The organism is Halomonas sp. 111 (assembly GCF_052379685.1).
GTDB classification, from domain to species: domain Bacteria; phylum Pseudomonadota; class Gammaproteobacteria; order Pseudomonadales; family Halomonadaceae; genus Vreelandella; species Vreelandella citrativorans.
On the sequence record NZ_JBQSYV010000007.1, the window covers coordinates 130,765 to 148,386 of the forward strand.

A 17,622-nucleotide genomic window follows, 5' to 3' on the forward strand; every position below is an offset into this window, starting at 1 on the left:
GCGCGTTTACAAATGGTCATAGACAAAACAAAAGGGCTTACGAATAAACGTAAGCCCTTGATATGTCTGGCGCGCCCGGCAGGATTTGAACCTGCGACCCTCGGCTTCGGAGGCCGATACTCTATCCAACTGAGCTACGGGCGCATTGGGTGCGTATCGTACCTGTGCGGGCGTGCTGTGTCTAGCCGCGCGGCGGCTTTACTGTTCGCTTAATTGACCGTTTTGCTTCGTGTGATGCATGCTTTGCAGGCACTTTCCTTTATTACACATCCGGAACCTATAAAAATGAAAACATTCGCACAACATGCGCTGGCACTCTCTGTTTCCTTGGCGCTTTGCAGCTCAGCCTTCGCGGCTAATTTTGACGATATGGACCCCGTGACTCTGCGCTTGGCGCACGTGGTCAACGAGCAGGATGGCTTTCATATCGCCGCCACCAAGTTTGAGGAGTTGGTGGAAGAACGCACCGACGGCAAGGTGATCATTGATATCTACCCCAATGCTTCATTAGGCGATGAGCGTACGTTGTTGGAAGGCATGCAGATTGGCACCGTGGATATGGGGTTGATTACCAATGGTCCGGTAGCCAACTTTGTAGAAGAGATGGCAGTGTTTGAGCTGCCCTTCCTGTTCCCGTCCCCTGAGGCGGCTTATGGGGTTTTGGATGGCGAAATCGGCCAGGAGCTTTTAGATAAGCTTTCCGACGTTAACCTGAAAGGCTTGGCCTACGCCGAACGCGGCTTTCGCAACCTGACCAATAGCGAGCGCGCAGTGAACACGCCAGCCGATATGGACGGTCTGCGCATTCGTGTGATGGAGAACCCGGTATACACCGATACCTTCCGCGAGCTGGGCGCCAACGCCATCCCGATGGCCTGGACCGAAGCACTCACGGCGATGCAGCAGGGCACCATCGACGGTCAGGAAAATCCGGTAAACGTGGTCTACTCCTTTAAGCTGGGCGAAACGCAGAACTATATGACGCTCTCGCGCCATACCTATGCCCCGGCTATTTTTGTGATGGGCATGTCGACCTGGAACCAACTGCCGGAAGAAGCACAGGCCGTTTTGGAAGAGGCGGCCCAGGAAGCCGCTGAGTACGAACGCCAGGTTAATGCCGATATGGAAGCCGAACAGCTAGCCGCTCTGCAGGAAGCCGGTATGGAGATTAATGACTCGCCTGATATGGAGGCCTTCCAAGCCGCGGTGGTGCCGGTGTACGAGAAGTACGGCCAGCAGTTTGGCGACTACCTGCCACGCATTCAAGAAGCACTGGCGGAGTAAGCCACGCCTCAGCAGTTGATTTATTGATTAACCCAAAAGGCCACCTCACGGTGGCCTGTTGGCTGTATGCGATGACTCACCAGATGCTCAGGCCAGAATTTTTCCGGGGTTAAGCAGCCCTTTAGGGTCCATTGCCTGTTTCAGGCGCTTCATCAGGGCGATCTCTTCCGGTGAGCGTGAAAGTGTCAGGTAGTCGCGCTTTTCCAGGCCCACCCCGTGTTCAGCGGAGATCGAGCCGTTGTACTTCACCAGCGAACCGTACACCAACTTTTCGACCTGACGCCGGGTATCCTGGCTGGCATCACGTACCGTAACGATGATGTGCAGGTTGCCATCGCCCAAGTGGCCAAACACGACCAGCTCGCAGGTTTCCGGCCATTGCGCCTTCAACTTGCCTTCTAGTGCCGTTACGTACTCATCCATGTGGGTGATCGGCAGGCTAATGTCGTAGGAGAACATCGGGTCAAGCGCGTGCACCAGGGTTTCGATATCCTCACGCACGGCCCAGATCCCTTCGCGCTGGCTGCTGGAGCTGGCCAGCACGGCATCCGTGATCAGCTCTGCTTCAAGGGCTTTTTCCAGTACGCTCGCAAACGCTTCGGCATCTTTCTCATCGTCCGAGCCAAGCGTTTCAATAATGGCGTAGAACGGCGAGTTGTTGGCCAGCAATGCGGTGTGTTTGGTCGTCGCGGAAGTCATCAACGCGTAGTGATTGTTCCATAGCGCTTCGAAGGCACTCAGGCTGTTGGCAAGCTCTTTGGAGGCCATGTTTAACAGCGATGTCAGCGCGTCGAACGAGGGCACCGCGACGAACGCGGTCTGCTCGCTGGGCATATTCGGATGCAGGCGCAGCACGGCCCGGGTAACAATCCCCAGGGTGCCTTCGCTACCCATAAACATCTGCTTTAAATCGTAACCGGCGTTGTTTTTCAGCATAGTGTTCATGGAACTGACCACGGTACCATCGCTGAGAACCACTTCCAGCCCTAACACCTGTTGGCGCATCATGCCGTAGCGAATCACCCGAATGCCGCCCGCGTTAGTGGCGATGTTACCGCCAACAGTGCAGGAACCGCGTGCGCCCAAGTCCAGCGCAAACTGCCTGTCGATCTCTTGAGCGGCTTCCTGAACGTGCTGAAGCGTCACGCCCGCCTGTACCTGCATCGTGGAACCCACGGCATCGATATGCTCGATCTGGTTCATTAGCTCCAGCGACACCACGAGTTCGTCAGGGCTGGCAACGGCGCCATGCACGACGCCGGTTAATCCACCGTGGGTGACCACCGGCTGATTGGCCTCATAACAAAGCGTCATGACCTGGCTGAGCTGTTCAGTGGATTGCGGTCGAATAATTGCTTTTGCCTGACAAGACGCTTTGGTGAACCAGTCGACACTGCGCTGGGCAACGTCATCACCCAGCAGTACGCCTGTTTTTCCTACGATGTCGGTAAGACTATTAATCAGCGTGTCCATTCTCTGTTCCTGTCAGGGCCGGTCGGTGCGGCGTGAAGCCTGGCTATGTATTTATACGTAGGCAGAGAGGCTATCGCCAACGGTGTATTTGCTCAAGGCTACGATCTAAAACGTTTTTTATTGCCAGCGTGGTTTTCCGGCAGGCTCTACGACGAATGGCGGGATTACAATCAATTATTTGTTCGCTAAAACCAATATGGTATAGATGACGCGCTGATTAAGGCCTCCCCCCCTCTACACTATAAAAAAACAGATCATTCCAAGGAGATAACGTGGATAACGTCCCCTCTTCCCACATGCCCCGCCATTTACTTAAACGCGCCACACGGGCGATTGCCTGCATAATGAATAGCGACGACAGCGCCCCAAGTGCGGCGGCATACCAAGAGCTACTTGGCGAACAGTTCAGTAACCGCCTTCCTCGCATCCAGGAGGCACTGCTGTAACGTGGCCACTTTCTCTCAACCTTTATTGGCACTATTAAGAGGCATAGAGCGCGGTCTGGATACGGTTCTCCAGCCAGTGGTCTTTGCGGGCATGGCGGCCTTGATCGGCGTGATTACGCTGCAAATTGTCTCTCGAGTATTTTTCACCGCCTTTGGCTGGACCGAAGAGGTCGCACGTTTTCTGCTCATCTGGATTACTTTTCTAGCCGGCACGCTGGCCTTTCAGCGTGGCCATCATATCGCCGTTACCTTTGCCGTTGATGCGCTCCCTGCTCGTTTACGCCAAATAGCACGAATACTGGCGGTGATGGTGGTTATCGCTTTTATGATCACGCTGGTAGTGATCGGCTATCGCTATATGCAGGTACAGAGCTTTCAGAAATCCGCCTCGCTGCGCGTGCCGATGTCGTACGTGTATGCCGTAATGCCGATCAGTGCAGCCATCATGGCCTGGTATGCGTTGGTCGATCTGCTTGAACTGGTGCTTGAAGGCAAATCCTCGCAACCCACTGGAGAACAGACACCATGACCATGCTGCTATTTGGCCTGTTCTTCCTGTTTATGCTGATAGGCGTGCCGATTGCCTTTGCGATTGGCGCAAGCACTCTGTTTGCCCTGTATCAGTCGGGCGTGCCGCTGATGGTGGTGACCCAGCAGATGTTTCAGGGCATCAATTCCTTCGCGCTGGTGGCGATTCCCATGTTCATCCTGGCCGGAGACTTAATGGCCCAAGGCAAGGTGAGCGAGCGGTTGGTGAGTTTTGCCGATTCGCTGGTGGGCTTTATGCGCGGCGGGCTTTCGGTCGTATCGGTTATGGCGGGCATGTTCTTTGCCGCTATTTCGGGTTCCGGCGCGGCCACTACGGCGGCGGTCGGTTCAAGCCTGGTGCCGGAGCTTAAGCGAAAGGGCTATGACCCCGCCTCGGCGGCCAGCCTGATTGCCGCCAGTGGCACGATCGGCGTGGTCATTCCGCCCTCAGTGCCCATGATTATCTATGCGGTGATTGCCCAGCAATCGGTATCCAAGCTGTTTTTAAGCGGCTTTTTGCCCGGTTTGGCCATGGGCTTGGGGCTAATGGCCATTGCTATCACCCAAGCCTATAAACGCCAGTACCCCAAGGGCACGCCGCTATCTCTGGCCACCATCTGGCGTACGTTGAAAGCTGCTAGCTGGGGGCTGATGACGCCGGTGATTATTCTAGGCGGCATCTTTTCAGGCATTTTCACGCCTTCCGAGGCGGCGGTGGTAGCCGTCAACTATGCGCTGCTGGTGTCACTATTCATCTATCGTGATTTAACCCTGCCCCAGGTGTATCGGCTGCTGATCCGCTCAGCCATCACCACTGCAGTGATCATGCTAGTGATTGCCATGTCGGCGGTGCTGAGCTGGACGCTGTCTAGCTGGCAGGTGCCTGGTGCTATCGCGCAATCGGTGTTGTCGCTCTCCACCAACCCGCTGATTATCATGCTGCTGGTGGTCGCCGTCATCCTGCTGACCGGTGTGTTTATCGAAACGGCAAGCGCGCTGATTATCTTAACGCCGGTGCTGCTACCGCTGGTGCTGCAGCTGGGTATCGATCCGATCCACTTCGGTCTGATTATCGTGGTAGGGCTCTCGATAGGCATGATCACGCCGCCAGTGGCGATCAACCTGTACGTTGCATCTTCAGTGACACAGCTACCGCTTGAGCGTATTACACGCGCCATCGTGCCTTATCTGCTGGGGCTAATCGGCGTGCTGCTGCTAGTGGTCTATGTCCCCATATTGATGGGGTGGTCGGGAAATTAATATCGTCCAGATATGCTCTTCAAGGGAGCCTGCCCGGCTCCCTTTGAACCCCGTATTTATCAGTACGCCGCCATTCAGGCACAAGATCACAGGAAATGGCCGCCCTTTTGAAACGACTTTCTAAACTGGCCAGGGGACACGCCAAACAGTTGATAAAAGCAGTTTCTAAAGTGCGAAATACTCACAAACCCTGTCGCCACGGTCACCTCTGCTATCGGTTTATTTGTTTGCTGCAATAGCTGCCGCGCCCGTGTTAAACGCAACTCCATGTAATACCGCGAAGGGCTAGCGACAATATAGCGACAGAACAATCGCTCTAGCTGGCGCCGTGAAATACCCACCCAATTGGCTATTTCAACGATAGATAACGGCTCTTCAATATTGTTTTTCATCAACTGAAGGGCTGTTTTAAGCGTTTCTGGTAACGTATGGTTTTGATCCACGTTAATCGTTGAAATGTCTGGCAGCTCTATTTCCTTGTCACAGCTGAGCATTTCCTCAACCGCACTGGCTACCTGGTCACCGCAATCGGCTCTAACAACTTCTAGCATGAGACTTAGGGAGCTGCTCGCGCCCGCGCAGCTTAATCTCTTTCTATCCACAACGTAGCTTCGGGCAGAGATAGTAACGTCTTGAAACTCCTCAGCCATCATGGCGCGTCCGTCAGGATGGTACGCGCACTGATAGCCACTCAACAGACCTGCGTCTGCAAGAAAGTAGGCGCCATTCCATAAACCACCCAATACAACGCCGTGGCTATCTGCCTTTCTTAGCTTATTACGCACAAGCGCTGAGGATTGCGCTTTAACTCTCAAGCCACCACACACTATCAATACATCTACTTTTTCGTTGGAAAGATCAAAATCCGCAAGAGATGCATCCGCGTTAATTTCAATCCCCAAGTCTGATAGCACAGCGGCGCTGCCATGACCGACAACCCTTATGTTGTAAGTGGTCGTTGAGTTCATCAAATTCGTTGTTACCAACGCATCGACAGCACCTGTAAATGCCATCATGGAAAAATTTTCCATCAACAAAAAAACGACTGTTTTCACTTTTGCGGGCACTGCCAGCGTTTGTTCTGGTGGTAAATAGGCCATATTTTTATTTTTCAACAAGCTACAAAACTTATCTTTCATATATTCCCTCAACCTGACCACGACGACGGTGCAAAAGGGGGCATTTTCAAGATACCAACATAACCTGAAAGGTAATCAATTGGCATCGCATCACTGCTGGCCAGGATAAGTGTGCAAGGAATTATTAGCCATTCTATGGTCGCCCATCGCCGTTCATGAATATAAAACTGTGCATGAAGCGTCAATAAGGGCGCTTTAAACATGCTTCTATCATGTTTGCCGTGATTAGCAGCTGATGGTTGTTATCATTTATATAGCACTCGGTTGCTTCTTTGATGGCATATCACTACTGCAATGATGCTGCCTATTACGTTTCCCATGATCACAAGCCTGGGGTTTGATCCCATCTGGTTTGGCATCATTTTATGGATTACCAGCTACTAAACATTCCTCCATCCAACACTCTAGGATGAGCAAAACGGTCCGCTCTTGCGTTGAGGGCGGGCTGTTGAGCTTATTATGCAGGGGCTATAGGTTTGGGTTATTGATCGCTGGATAAGCGATGTTCTGCTTTTCTGTCTCCTGGTGTTTAACAGAGCACTCATTTTTTTGCCGTGAGTACATCCTCGGGCCGCATCACCTCACCACACTGACTTGGGCTATAACCCGGCAGGCGCTTGACCGCTTCCTGAAAGGGCTCACCCTGCAATGCCTTCAGAAAGGCACATAGCCGTGGTTCTTCTAACGAACGATGATGGCAGGCCAAAAGATAGTCTTCGATAGCCAGCGGTAAAAAATCAAGCCCAAACTTTTGAGCGGCAGCCTCGACACCAAAGCCGCAATCAGCCATGCCAGCGGCGACGTAAGCAGCTACCGCAGAGTGGGTAAACTCCTCTATTTCAAACCCACGAATCTTTTTGCTGGAAACCGCCGCCTCTTTTAACAGGCAGTCCAGCAGCGAGCGCGTGCCTGACGAGGCCTGGCGGTTGACGAACCGCACGGACTTATCCGCCAGCGATGCGACCCCCGTGATACCAAGCGGATTACCCGGCGCCACCATCAGCCCCTGAGTCCTGGCGATAAAGCCAATCACTCGGTGCTGGCGTGGCTTTAAAAGCGCCTGGTAAGTATCGCGTACGCGCTCGCCGACCTTGCCACGCGGCAGATGAAAACCCGCCACATCGCAACTGCCCCGGTGAAGAGCCGTCAACGACTCTTGCGGGCTGCAGTACTGTAAGTCCAAGGGTGTTTCGTGCAGGTATTTGGGAAGTAGCTCGACAGCAAAACCATGGCTGGCGTGCAGCCGCAACACCGATAGCGCCCCTTGCTGCTGTTGTTGAATCGCCAGGTTCAGTTCAGACCCCAGGCTTTCCAGCTGCGGCCCCAGGCGGGCAATCGCACGCTGCTCGGCCCACAGCAACTTTTCACCTAGCAGTGAAAGCCGTGCGCCGCGCCCACGCTGCATCTCTACCAGCGGTACCCCAAAGAACTCACCCCCCTGGCGCAAAAGGTTCCAAGCATGGCGATATGAGATGCCGACATCGCTTGCGGCGAGCGTGAGCTTTCCCCGTCGATAGACCGCTTCAAGCAAGCGAAGTAGGTGTATATCAAGTTGATTCCCCGCCTCATCACGAAAGCACCAAGAGGGGATAACGCTAATTTTTTGCATGGCTTTTTTCATAGGTATAATCTTTCATATTTTGTACTTATAGCGTTGATGCTAGCGTTGCACTGACCGTGGTGCACGCTCTTTTTAATACATCGCTTAAAATAGGCAGAGCTGTGCATGTTTACTAAATAATAAATCAGCACCAGGAGAGACATGATGAATGAGTCTCGAGAATGGTCGTCGCAGTCGATTCAGGCCGAGATCAATGCGCTACGCCACAAACCAGGCGCGTTGCTGCCGATTCTTCATGCCCTCCAGGACCGCTTCGGCTTTATTCCTCCGGATGCCGTGCCTCTCATCGCCGAGTCATTACAGCTGACCAGCGCTGAAGTACACGGGGTCATTAGCTTTTATCACCACTTTCGGACCGCACCGCCGGGTCGCCACGTGGTGCAGATCTGTCGCGCCGAGGCATGCCAGGCCGTCGGCGCGCGCCAGCTTGAGGCTCATGCCAAAGCGCGCCTGGGCATTGATTACCACCAGACCACCAGCGACCAAGAAATCACCCTTGAGGCCGTTTACTGTCTGGGCAACTGCGCCTGTGGCCCCTCCGTTCGCGTGGATAATGGCGTGTGCGGTCGGGTAACGCCTGAAGCTTTCGATGCATTATTGGATGAGCTGCAAACCAGGCCGCTGGAGGTGATCGCATGAGCATTCGTGTTTTCGTCCCCCGAGATACCACCGCGCTGGCGCTGGGCGCCGATGCCATCGCCAACCGGCTGGCCCGAGAAGCCGCTGCCCATGGTGAACCCATTACGCTGGTGCGCAACGGCTCACGCGGGCTTGCCTGGCTTGAGCCGCTGGTTGAGGTGGAAACACCCACCGGCCGCTTTGCCTATGGCCCGGTGGCACTTGCCGATATCCCCGCGCTGCTGGACAGCGGCATGCTGCAGGGCAGCGTCACCCATTCATTGGCCCTGGGGCCAACCGAAGAGATCGATTACCTCGCTCGCCAGCAGCGCCTGACGTTCGCCCGCATTGGTATTACCGACCCACTCTCGATTGAAGATTACCGGGCGCATAGTGGGTTTCGCGGCCTGGAGGCAGCGCTGCAAAGCGCGCCACAGGACATTGTTGAGGAAGTAAAAGCCTCTGGGCTGCGCGGGCGCGGTGGGGCGGCGTTTCCTACTGGCATCAAGTGGCAGACGGTGCTGGACACACCGGCCGATCAAAAGTATATCGTCTGCAACGCTGATGAAGGCGACTCCGGCACCTTCGCCGACCGGTTGGTGATGGAGTGCGACCCCTACCTGCTGATTGAGGGCATGACGATTGCCGGGCTTGCGGTAGGCGCAACCCAAGGCTATATCTACCTGCGCTCAGAATACCCGCTGGCCAAGGAGATTCTTGACGAGGCCATCGCCCATGCCGAACAGGCCGGTTATCTGGGTGAGAACCTGTGTGGCAGTGGCCGCGTTTTTCATTTGGAAGTGCGCTTGGGCGCTGGGGCATACATTTGCGGTGAAGAAACCTCGCTGCTCGAAAGCCTGGAAGGCAAACGCGGCCTGGTACGCTTCAAACCACCGCTGCCCGCTATTGAAGGACTATTCGGCCTTCCTACCGTGGTTAACAACGTGCTTTCGTTGGCAGCAGTGCCGTTTATTCTTGCCGAAGGCGCCGAGGCCTACGCCACCCACGGCATGGGCCGCTCGCGGGGCACTCTGGCGCTTCAACTGGCGGGCAACGTCAAACGTGGCGGGCTAGTAGAGCTAGCCTTCGGCACCACGCTGCGCACCCTGATGGAGGAGTTCGGTGGCGGCACGTTAAGCGACAAACCGCTGCGTGCCGTGCAGGTGGGAGGCCCGCTGGGCGCCTACCTGCCGGAATCCCAATGGGACTTACCGCTGGACTACGAAGCCTTTGCCGCCGAGAGCGCGGTGCTGGGCCACGGCGGTGTGGTGATGTTTGATGAGAGCGTGGATATGGCCGAACAGGCGCGCTTCTCGATGGAATTCTGCAAGGTGGAGTCCTGCGGCAAGTGTACGCCATGCCGTATCGGCTCGACCCGTGGCGTGGAAGTGATTGATCGTATCCGCGCCGACCAAAACCGCGAGGCCAACCTCGCCCTGCTCCATGACCTCTGCGAAACGATGGAGGATGGTTCGCTCTGTGCCATGGGGGGCATGACCCCCTTCCCGGTGCAAAGCGCCCTGAACCACTTCCCTGACGATTTCCAGCGGGCCGCGAACGGAGACAGATCATGATCGGACACTTTGATCCCAAACAGTACACCAGAAGCGCTGCCCACGATAAAGACCTGGGCACGCCTTTCCCAACCGGTACGGCGCTGGTGAACCTGGAAATTGATGGTATTACCATCACGGTACCGGAAGGCACTTCGGTACTGCGCGCAGCAGCGCTGGCCGACATCAATATTCCCAAATTGTGTGCCACCGACAGCCTGGAGCCGTTCGGATCTTGCCGGTTATGCGCCGTACAGGTAGAGGGCCGCCGTGGGTTGCCAGCCTCCTGCACCACCCCCGTGGTGGAAGGCATGCAGGTGACCACCCAGAACGAGCGACTCGCCAAACTGCGCCGCAACGTGATGGAGCTGTACATCTCTGATCACCCGCTGGACTGTTTGACCTGCCCGGCCAATGGCGACTGCGAGCTACAAGACATGGCGGGCAGCGTCGGTCTTCGCGAAGTACGCTATGGGTTTGACGGTGAGAACCATCTTCAGGCCACCAAAGATACCTCCAACCCCTACTTCAGCTTCGACCCCAGCAAGTGCATCGTCTGCTCCCGCTGCGTGCGCGCCTGCGAGGAAGTGCAGGGCACCTTCGCCTTGACCATCGACGGCCGCGGGTTTGATTCCAAAGTGGCCGCGGGGCAAGACGAAGCGTTTATGGATTCAGACTGCGTTTCGTGTGGCGCCTGTGTACAGGCCTGCCCGACCGCCACGCTGATGGAAAACAGCGTCATTGATCACGGCGTGCCGGACCGCAGCGTAGTCACGACCTGCGCCTATTGTGGCGTGGGCTGCTCGTTTGAAGCGCAGATGAAAGGTGACAAGCTGGTGCGCATGGTGCCCTACAAGGGCGGCGACGCTAACCACGGCCACTCGTGTGTAAAGGGGCGCTTTGCGTTCGGCTACTCCTCTCACCCGGACCGCCTGACCACGCCGATGATCCGCGACAGCATCGACCAGCCCTGGCGCGAGGCTAGCTGGGAAGAAGCCATTGGCTTTGCCGCTAATCGCCTAAAAGCGATTCAGGCCGAGCATGGCCGCGAGAGCATTGGTGGTATCACCTCATCGCGCTGCACCAACGAAGAGACCTACCTGGTGCAGAAGCTGATTCGCGCAGCGTTTGGCAATAACAATACTGATACCTGCGCACGCGTCTGCCACTCGCCCACCGGCTACGGCTTGAAAACCACGCTCGGCGAATCCGCCGGTACGCAGACCTTTGACTCAGTCATGAAAGCCGACGCGATTATCGTGATTGGCGCCAACCCCACCGATGCCCACCCGGTATTTGGCTCGTTGATGCGCAAGCGTCTGCGACAGGGCGCGAAGCTAATCGTCGCTGACCCACGCTCTATCGATCTGCTCAAAACGCCTCACCTGAGCGACGCCCAGCATTTGCCGCTGCGCCCTGGTACCAACGTCGCGCTGATCAACGCGCTTGGGCATGTGGTGGTCACTGAAGGCCTTGAAGACAAGGCGTTCGTGGCTAGCCGCTGCGACACCGAAGCGTACCAAAGCTGGCGCACGTTTATCGCCGACCCGCGCCACTCTCCGGAAGCCAGCGAAGCGATTACCAGCGTGCCCGCCGAGGCTGTACGCCAGGCAGCGCGTACTTACGCCACCGCTGGCAACGGCGCCATTTACTACGGCTTGGGCGTCACCGAGCACAGCCAAGGCTCTACCATGGTGATGGGGATTGCCAACCTGGCCTTGGCCACCGGCAATATTGGCCGCGAAGGCGTGGGCGTGAACCCACTGCGCGGCCAGAATAACGTGCAAGGCTCCTGCGACATGGGTTCTTTCCCGCACGAACTGCCGGGCTACCAGCACGTGGCCGACCCGATTGCCCGTGGCCACTTTGAAAGCGTATGGGGCGTCAAGCTCGACGATGAACCCGGGCTGCGCATTCCCAACATGTTCGATGCCGCTATCGAAGGAACTTTCAAGGCGCTTTACGTGCAGGGCGAAGATATCGCCCAGTCTGACCCCAACACGCAGCACGTTGAGGCTGCGTTGCGTTCGTTGGACTGCCTGATTGTTCAGGATATCTTCTTGAACGAGACGGCCAAATTCGCCCATGTACTTCTACCGGGTTCCAGCTTTTTGGAGAAGAACGGCACCTTCACCAACGCCGAACGGCGCATTAACCGAGTACGCAAGGTCATGCCGCCGCTGGCCGGTAAGCAGGATTGGGAAATCACCCAGGACCTGGCCAACGCGCTGGGCTACCCGATGCGCTACACGCACCCGTCTGAAATCATGGACGAGATCGCTCAACTAACACCGAGCTTTTCCGGGGTGAGCTACGAAAAGCTGGAAGCCTATGGCAGCCTACAGTGGCCGTGTAATGCCGAGTATCCTGAGGGGATGCCGACCATGCACGAAATCAACTTCCCCATTGGCCTCGGGCGCTTTGCGATTACCGAATACGTGCCCACTGAGGAGCGCGCTACCCGCCGCTTCCCACTGCTGCTCACCACCGGACGGATTCTTAGCCAATACAACGTGGGTGCCCAAACTCGTCGCACCGACAACCAACACTGGCACGATGAGGACATACTAGAGCTGCACCCAAGCGACGCCGAGCTGCGTGGCGTGCGCGACGGCGACTGGCTCGGCATTACCAGTCGATCAGGCCATACGGTGCTCCGTGCACAGCTAAGCGAGCGAATGCAGCCGGGGGTGGTCTACACTACATTCCACCATCCCGGTAGTGGCGCCAATGTGATTACTACCGATAATTCGGATTGGGCCACCAACTGCCCTGAATACAAGGTTACCGCCGTGCAAGTAGAAAAAGTCAGCCAACCCTCTGCGTGGCAGCAGCGTTTCTCCTCCTTTGATGAGGCCCAGCGTGGCCACTTGGCAAAGGCGCAGCAGGAGGCGTCATGAGTGAAGTGCGTGAACGCGACGCACGCGCCCAACCGGCTGCCGCCCTGACACGCCAGCCGGTTGAGGTTCACAGTAGCGCGGCCAATTGGCGCGCTACTGTGCAGGAGGACTCGCTGGCGCTAGAGGTGCCGGTAGCGATGGTTTACAACGGCATTTCTCATGCAGTGATGATGGCAAGCCCTTCGTATCTTGAAGATTTGGCCCTGGGATTCAGTCTTTCTGAAGGCATCCTGGCCCATCCTCACGAGTGCTACGACCTTGAGCTTCATGAAGAGGCTCAAGGCCTGGCCGTTCATCTAAGCATTGCCAGCCAGCGGCTGGCCGAACTTAAGCAGCGCCGCCGTAGCACAACCGGACGCACCGGCTGCGGGCTGTGTGGCACAGAAGCTTTGGAGCAGGCTATTCGGCCCATCCCTGAGGTGAGTGCGCCACACCTTGACGATACGGCCATTCAACTCGCGCTTCGCGAGCTGGACGACCATCAGCCACTAAAGGAAGCCACCGGGGCGGTGCATGGCGCCGCCTGGTGTGATCTGCAGGGGCGCATTCAAAGGCTGCGCGAAGACGTGGGTCGTCATAATGCGCTGGACAAACTGATTGGCTCGCTGGCGCATGATAACGTGCCGCTCCAGCAAGGCTTTGTGATGGTCTCCAGCCGAGCCAGCTATGAAATGGTACACAAGTGTGCAAGCGTTGGCATCGGCGCGCTGGTTGCCGTGTCGGCAGCCACCGCCCTGGCCGTTCAACAGGCGCAGGCAGCAGGCCTTCTGTTAGCAGGTTTTGCACGCCCAGGCCGTCATTTAATCTATCACCGCCCTGTCTCTGCAAAGGACTGAGCCCTTTACCGCGTTGAGGAGAGACCCTATGTCAAACAACAACGATGCCAATTTAGTCCGTATGACAAACCAAATCGCTACCAACCTGGGCAACGGCCGTGATGAAGAAGCGGCGGCAACGGCCATCTGCCGCCACCTGGAAACCTTCTGGGCGCGATCAATGAAGCAGCGTCTCGTTGCCAACCTGGCGCTTGAGAACGTTGAGTTTTCCCCCTTGGCACGCCGTGCCGCCACCCTGCTGGCTACCCGGCTATCAGAACAACAGGGCCAGCGTTAAAACATAACAGTGAACGCTCAGTGATGTTGCTCTTTAGCCTCTCCATGGCGGCTTACATGAGAGGCTAAAACCTTTTAAATAAAAATCAACAAAAAGCACTATTTTCGTTAAAAATCGGCCACTTAGAGCCCATCAGCCACTATTTTAGAATATAAAACCATTTCCATAACTCAGGTTAAGGTGATTACCGAGGGTTAGGTTCACTGTATGGGTGTGGTGGCCAAGGATGGCCCGTTTTTGGCAAAGATGCCGCCCGACAGTTTAGCTGCCATGACCCTGTACCGCCTGGTCATGGCAGCTTTTTATTGCGCTGTTTTTTTTAATGACTACTTTTCCAAAGACGGCTTTTTCAGCCACTACGCCGAGGTTGCTCATCCAGCGTTTCTGCATACTTGTCCGGGCAATAGCGCCATGGGCATATCACTTGCGTGCGTTACAAACGGTTTATCTCATACAAAAAAAAGCGCCCCGGGGAAACCCAGAGCACTTCAGACAAGAGCGATAAAACCGAGCTTATTCGGCAGCAGCCGCCACGCGTTTACGGCGTTTTTTCAGCAGCGGTAAGCCAAGTGACAGTAATGCAATTACCAGCAGCGAGAGTGAAATTGGTTTATCAATAAACGTCATCCAGTCACCCCCCGAGATCTGTAGCGCACGGCGCATGGACTCTTCCATGATATTGCCCAGAATCAACGCCAGGATCAGCGGCGCCGCCGGGAAGCCAAACAGACGCATGCCCAAGCCCAACAGGCCAAAGCCCAACAGCAGCAACAGATCAAACACGCTAAAGCTCATGCCATACACGCCGATCATGCAGAAGATCAGAATCAGTGAGAGCAGCAGCGGCTTGGGAAGATCGAGGATTTTGGCAATCAGCGGGATCAGCGGCAGGTTCAAGACCAGCAGGAAGATGTTGCCGATATACATACTGGCTACCACACCCCAGAACACATCCGGGCGTTGCTCAAGCATCATCGGGCCTGGTGTAACACCCATCACCAGTAGCGCGCCCAGCAGTACCGCCGTGGTGCCCGAGCCCGGTACACCCAAGGTTAAAAGCGGTACAAACGAGCCGGTACACGCCGCATTGTTGGCCGCTTCCGGCGCCGCAACGCCTTTGATATTACCCTTACCGAAAGTGTCACCGTCTTTGGCAAGACGCTTTTCCATGCTGTAGCCCAAAAATGAGCCAATCGTCGCCCCCGCGCCCGGCAGTACACCAGTAAAGAACCCAAGCACAGAGCTACGGCTGACAGGGCCTGCGATCTCTTTCACTTCACTTCTAGTGAGTTTTAACGAACCAATGGCATTACGCGGGGCTTCTTTACCGCCACCGCCGCGCAGCAGCATGTAGAACACTTCGGCTAACGCAAAGATACCCAATGCCACGACCAGGAAGTCGATGCCATCCAGCAGCTGAATAGAGCCAAAGGTAAAGCGCTCGGTACCGGTTTGCAGGTCGATGCCCACAATCGAGATGATCACCCCGACCACAGCGGCAATGAGGCCTTTGACCAGCGACTTATCCGACAATGAGACCACGGCGGTTAAGCCCAGCACCATTAATGCAAAGTACTCAGCAGGGCCAAAGCTTACCGCTACCTTGGAGAGCAAGGGCGCGACCAGCATCAAGAAGATAACCGAGACAGTTCCGCCCACAAACGAGGAGTAGGCGGCGATGGCCAGCGCTTTACCCGCCATGCCTTTTTTGGCCATTGGGTAGCCATCAAAAGATGTGGCGACCGTACCTGCAACGCCTGGGGCATTGAGCAGGATAGAGGAGGTGGAGCCACCAAAAATAGCGCCATAATACACCCCTGCCATTAGGATCAAGCCGGATGACGGCTCCATGGCAAAGGTGATGGGAATCATTAAAGCCAGCGCGCTGATCGGCCCAAGGCCGGGCAGCATGCCGATAATCGTACCGGCAAACACACCGGCAAATACGTAAGCGATATTGATAGGCTCAAGCGCGATGCCGAAGCCATACATTAAATTATTTAAGGCATCCATGGGATCTACTCTCTTAAAAACCAGCTCGGAAACAACGCAGGAGGCATTACCACATCGGCATTAGAAGGGGATAACACCGGTCGGCAAGTAAACGTCCATCACCCGTGTCATCGTCAGGTACAGCGCCAACACAACCCCTAGCGATGTCGCCAGGTTGACCCCATGACGACGATAGCCGTAGTAAGCCGTTAACCCCGTGCACAAAAGCGTTGAGGCCAGTACAAACCCCAATGGCACCAGCAGTAGCGCATACGCGGCAATGGCCAGTGACGTAACAATCACGCGTCCCCATGGCGTCATCAGCAGCGGGCCTTGTTGCGCGTCGTGATCAATCTCATCGGCACCGGCAAGCGGTGAGGGTTTCTCGAAAAACAGAAACACAGAGAGAATCAGCAGCGAAAAGCCGAGCACTTTAGGGAACAGGTCAGAGTCGACCGGCCGCGGCAAGGGAAAGGTAGGGATTTGCCATGCCATGGCGATATACGCAGCCGCCACTAATGCCAACACCAGCGCTAACCACTGATTGGTATTTAATTTCGTCATTGGAGTTTCTCCGAGGAGCACGTACCTAATCGTCACGAACAGGCATTCCCGGCGGCACAAAAAGGCCACCGGGATAACACGCTATAGCACTATAGGTTATTTATTGACGCAGTAGACCCAGTTCGCTTAACACGCCGCTGAACTGCGCTTGCTGCTCATCAAGGAAGACACCGAACTCTTCACTGTTCTGGTAGGCATCGATCCAGCCCAACTGGTCGCGAGCTTCCTGCCAGCCATCAGTTTCGAGCATTTCGGCAAACAGGTCCTGATAGTAGGTCACTGCTTCTGCCGGCATATCCGGGGTGCCCATTATGCCGCGCCAAATATCGAAGGTGTAATCCACACCCTGCTCTTGATAGGTTGGCACTTCGGCCAGACCGCCACCCAGGCGCTCCGGTGAAGAGACACCTAGCGCACGGATCTGGCTGCCTTCACCCAGTTGCCCCACCGACTCACCGGCACCGGTAATCACCGCTTCGATATGACCGCCCATCAGGTTGGTCATGGCATCGCCGCCGCCGGAGAACGGAATATAATTGACACTTGAAGCCTCAAGGCCCGCTGCGGATGCCAGGCCCGCAATAGAGATATGGTCCATGGAGCCAGGTGCACTGCCGCCGCCTACGCTTAAGCCGGGATCTTCCTTGAGCGCATCAAACAGGTCGTTGATCGTCTCGTACTCAGAGTCCGCCGACACCAGCACAATGGAGTAGTCAGTGATCAGGCGAGCAACTGGCGTGAAATCAGTGTGGTCATAGCGTGAGGCACCGGCCAGAGGCACCAGAATAATCGGCGGGCTGGTGGCAAACAGGTTGTGCGGATTGCCGCCATCACGAGCGATTTGCGCCCAAGCCACGGCACCGCCGCCGCCTGGTACGTTAATAGCCGCATAGTTCTCGTCAGCAAGCCCTTCTTGCTGAATAACGCGCGATACAGTACGTACCAGCGTATCCCAGCCGCCACCCGGATTGGCGGGTGCCACGAACTCAACCGATTTACTCGGTGTCCACTCTTGTGCCTGAACAGAGGTCGTCATGCCTGCCAAGGCAGCCATCGGTAGAGCGATCACGGCTAAGCGCTTCAAGGAAAGTGCGGTCATTTGGCGTTCTCCACATATATATGTTGTTGTGT

At 56.0% G+C, this 17,622-nt stretch carries 16 protein-coding genes, 1 tRNA gene and 1 pseudogene; 11 read left to right on the plus strand and 7 right to left on the minus strand.

From position 1 onward, the window contains the following. Positions 1-67 precede the first annotated feature (67 nt). Positions 68-144 (minus strand) — tRNA-Arg (locus tag ACT3T7_RS07415). A 141-nt stretch (positions 145-285) separates the two neighbouring features. Here ACT3T7_RS07415 and ACT3T7_RS07420 point away from each other — a divergent pair. Beyond that, the gene (locus ACT3T7_RS07420; protein WP_444630538.1) at positions 286-1,284 is read left to right on the plus strand and encodes a TRAP transporter substrate-binding protein; all 999 of its coding nucleotides are present in this window, start codon (positions 286-288) and stop codon (positions 1,282-1,284) included. An 87-nt stretch (positions 1,285-1,371) separates the two neighbouring features. Here ACT3T7_RS07420 and ACT3T7_RS07425 read toward each other — a convergent pair whose 3' ends face one another. Next, positions 1,372-2,757 (minus strand): FAD-binding oxidoreductase, encoded by a 1,386-nt coding sequence (locus tag ACT3T7_RS07425; protein ID WP_444630539.1) that lies wholly within the window; start codon positions 2,755-2,757, stop codon positions 1,372-1,374. A gap of 272 nt (positions 2,758-3,029) precedes the next feature. On the opposite strand from ACT3T7_RS07425, the gene ACT3T7_RS07430 reads away from it, so the two are divergent. The 3 genes from ACT3T7_RS07430 to ACT3T7_RS07440 are packed head-to-tail and all read left to right on the plus strand — an operon-like array spanning position 3,030 to position 4,991. Next, on the plus strand, positions 3,030-3,203 hold the full coding sequence (locus ACT3T7_RS07430) for a hypothetical protein (protein ID WP_176372232.1): 174 nt from the start codon (positions 3,030-3,032) through the stop codon (positions 3,201-3,203). Between the two features lies 1 nt (position 3,204). Then, positions 3,205-3,732, plus strand: coding sequence for a TRAP transporter small permease (locus ACT3T7_RS07435; RefSeq protein ID WP_444630540.1), 528 nt, complete (start codon positions 3,205-3,207; stop codon positions 3,730-3,732). Further along, complete coding sequence (locus ACT3T7_RS07440; protein ID WP_444630541.1) at positions 3,729-4,991, plus strand: TRAP transporter large permease; 1,263 nt, start codon at positions 3,729-3,731, stop codon at positions 4,989-4,991. The genes ACT3T7_RS07435 and ACT3T7_RS07440 overlap by 4 nt, the downstream gene beginning before the upstream one ends. Before the next feature lie 86 nt (positions 4,992-5,077). Here the strand turns inward: ACT3T7_RS07440 and ACT3T7_RS07445 are convergent, their stop codons facing one another. Beyond that, complete coding sequence (locus ACT3T7_RS07445; RefSeq protein ID WP_193053393.1) at positions 5,078-6,130, minus strand: GlxA family transcriptional regulator; 1,053 nt, start codon at positions 6,128-6,130, stop codon at positions 5,078-5,080. Positions 6,131-6,362: 232 nt separating this feature from the next. Between ACT3T7_RS07445 and ACT3T7_RS07450 the strand changes: the two are divergent. Further along, positions 6,363-6,496: pseudogene (locus ACT3T7_RS07450) on the plus strand (TRAP transporter large permease subunit); the annotation flags it as partial. 175 nt (positions 6,497-6,671) lie between these two features. On the opposite strand, the gene ACT3T7_RS07455 reads toward ACT3T7_RS07450, so the two are convergent. Then, on the minus strand, positions 6,672-7,739 hold the full coding sequence (locus tag ACT3T7_RS07455; protein WP_444630542.1) for a substrate-binding domain-containing protein: 1,068 nt from the start codon (positions 7,737-7,739) through the stop codon (positions 6,672-6,674). Positions 7,740-7,895: 156 nt separating this feature from the next. Here ACT3T7_RS07455 and ACT3T7_RS07460 point away from each other — a divergent pair, with 156 nt between their 5' ends. From ACT3T7_RS07460 to ACT3T7_RS07485, 6 genes are all read left to right on the plus strand, one after another. After that, a complete protein-coding gene (locus ACT3T7_RS07460) occupies positions 7,896-8,390 on the plus strand; it encodes a formate dehydrogenase subunit gamma (RefSeq protein WP_444630543.1) in 495 nt (164 codons plus the stop codon). Continuing rightward, positions 8,387-9,943: a formate dehydrogenase beta subunit gene (locus ACT3T7_RS07465; protein ID WP_444630544.1), complete on the plus strand. Its 1,557-nt coding sequence runs from the start codon at positions 8,387-8,389 to the stop codon at positions 9,941-9,943. The genes ACT3T7_RS07460 and ACT3T7_RS07465 overlap by 4 nt, the downstream gene beginning before the upstream one ends. Next, on the plus strand, positions 9,940-12,822 hold the full coding sequence (fdhF, locus tag ACT3T7_RS07470; protein ID WP_444630545.1) for a formate dehydrogenase subunit alpha: 2,883 nt from the start codon (positions 9,940-9,942) through the stop codon (positions 12,820-12,822). Before ACT3T7_RS07465 ends, fdhF begins: the two co-directional genes overlap by 4 nt. Further along, a complete protein-coding gene (gene fdhD / locus ACT3T7_RS07475; RefSeq protein ID WP_444630546.1) occupies positions 12,819-13,658 on the plus strand; it encodes a formate dehydrogenase accessory sulfurtransferase FdhD in 840 nt (279 codons plus the stop codon). Before fdhF ends, fdhD begins: the two co-directional genes overlap by 4 nt. 28 nt (positions 13,659-13,686) lie before the next feature. Continuing rightward, positions 13,687-13,935: a formate dehydrogenase subunit delta gene (locus tag ACT3T7_RS07480; protein ID WP_444630547.1), complete on the plus strand. Its 249-nt coding sequence runs from the start codon at positions 13,687-13,689 to the stop codon at positions 13,933-13,935. Between the two features lie 207 nt (positions 13,936-14,142). Continuing rightward, complete coding sequence (locus tag ACT3T7_RS07485) at positions 14,143-14,499, plus strand: hypothetical protein (protein WP_444630548.1); 357 nt, start codon at positions 14,143-14,145, stop codon at positions 14,497-14,499. Here the strand turns inward: ACT3T7_RS07485 and ACT3T7_RS07490 are convergent. The 3 genes from ACT3T7_RS07490 to ACT3T7_RS07500 all read right to left on the minus strand — a co-directional run bounded on the left by ACT3T7_RS07490 (position 14,449) and on the right by ACT3T7_RS07500 (position 17,590). Next, complete coding sequence (locus ACT3T7_RS07490; RefSeq protein WP_444630549.1) at positions 14,449-15,948, minus strand: tripartite tricarboxylate transporter permease; 1,500 nt, start codon at positions 15,946-15,948, stop codon at positions 14,449-14,451. The two genes, ACT3T7_RS07485 and ACT3T7_RS07490, sit on opposite strands and share 51 nt — an antisense overlap. Positions 15,949-16,008: 60 nt before the next feature. Continuing rightward, positions 16,009-16,491, minus strand: coding sequence for a tripartite tricarboxylate transporter TctB family protein (locus ACT3T7_RS07495; RefSeq protein ID WP_444630550.1), 483 nt, complete (start codon positions 16,489-16,491; stop codon positions 16,009-16,011). A gap of 100 nt (positions 16,492-16,591) precedes the next feature. Continuing rightward, entirely contained in the window at positions 16,592-17,590 is a 999-nt protein-coding gene (locus tag ACT3T7_RS07500) for a Bug family tripartite tricarboxylate transporter substrate binding protein (RefSeq protein WP_444630551.1), read from the minus strand. Positions 17,591-17,622: the final 32 nt, after the last annotated feature.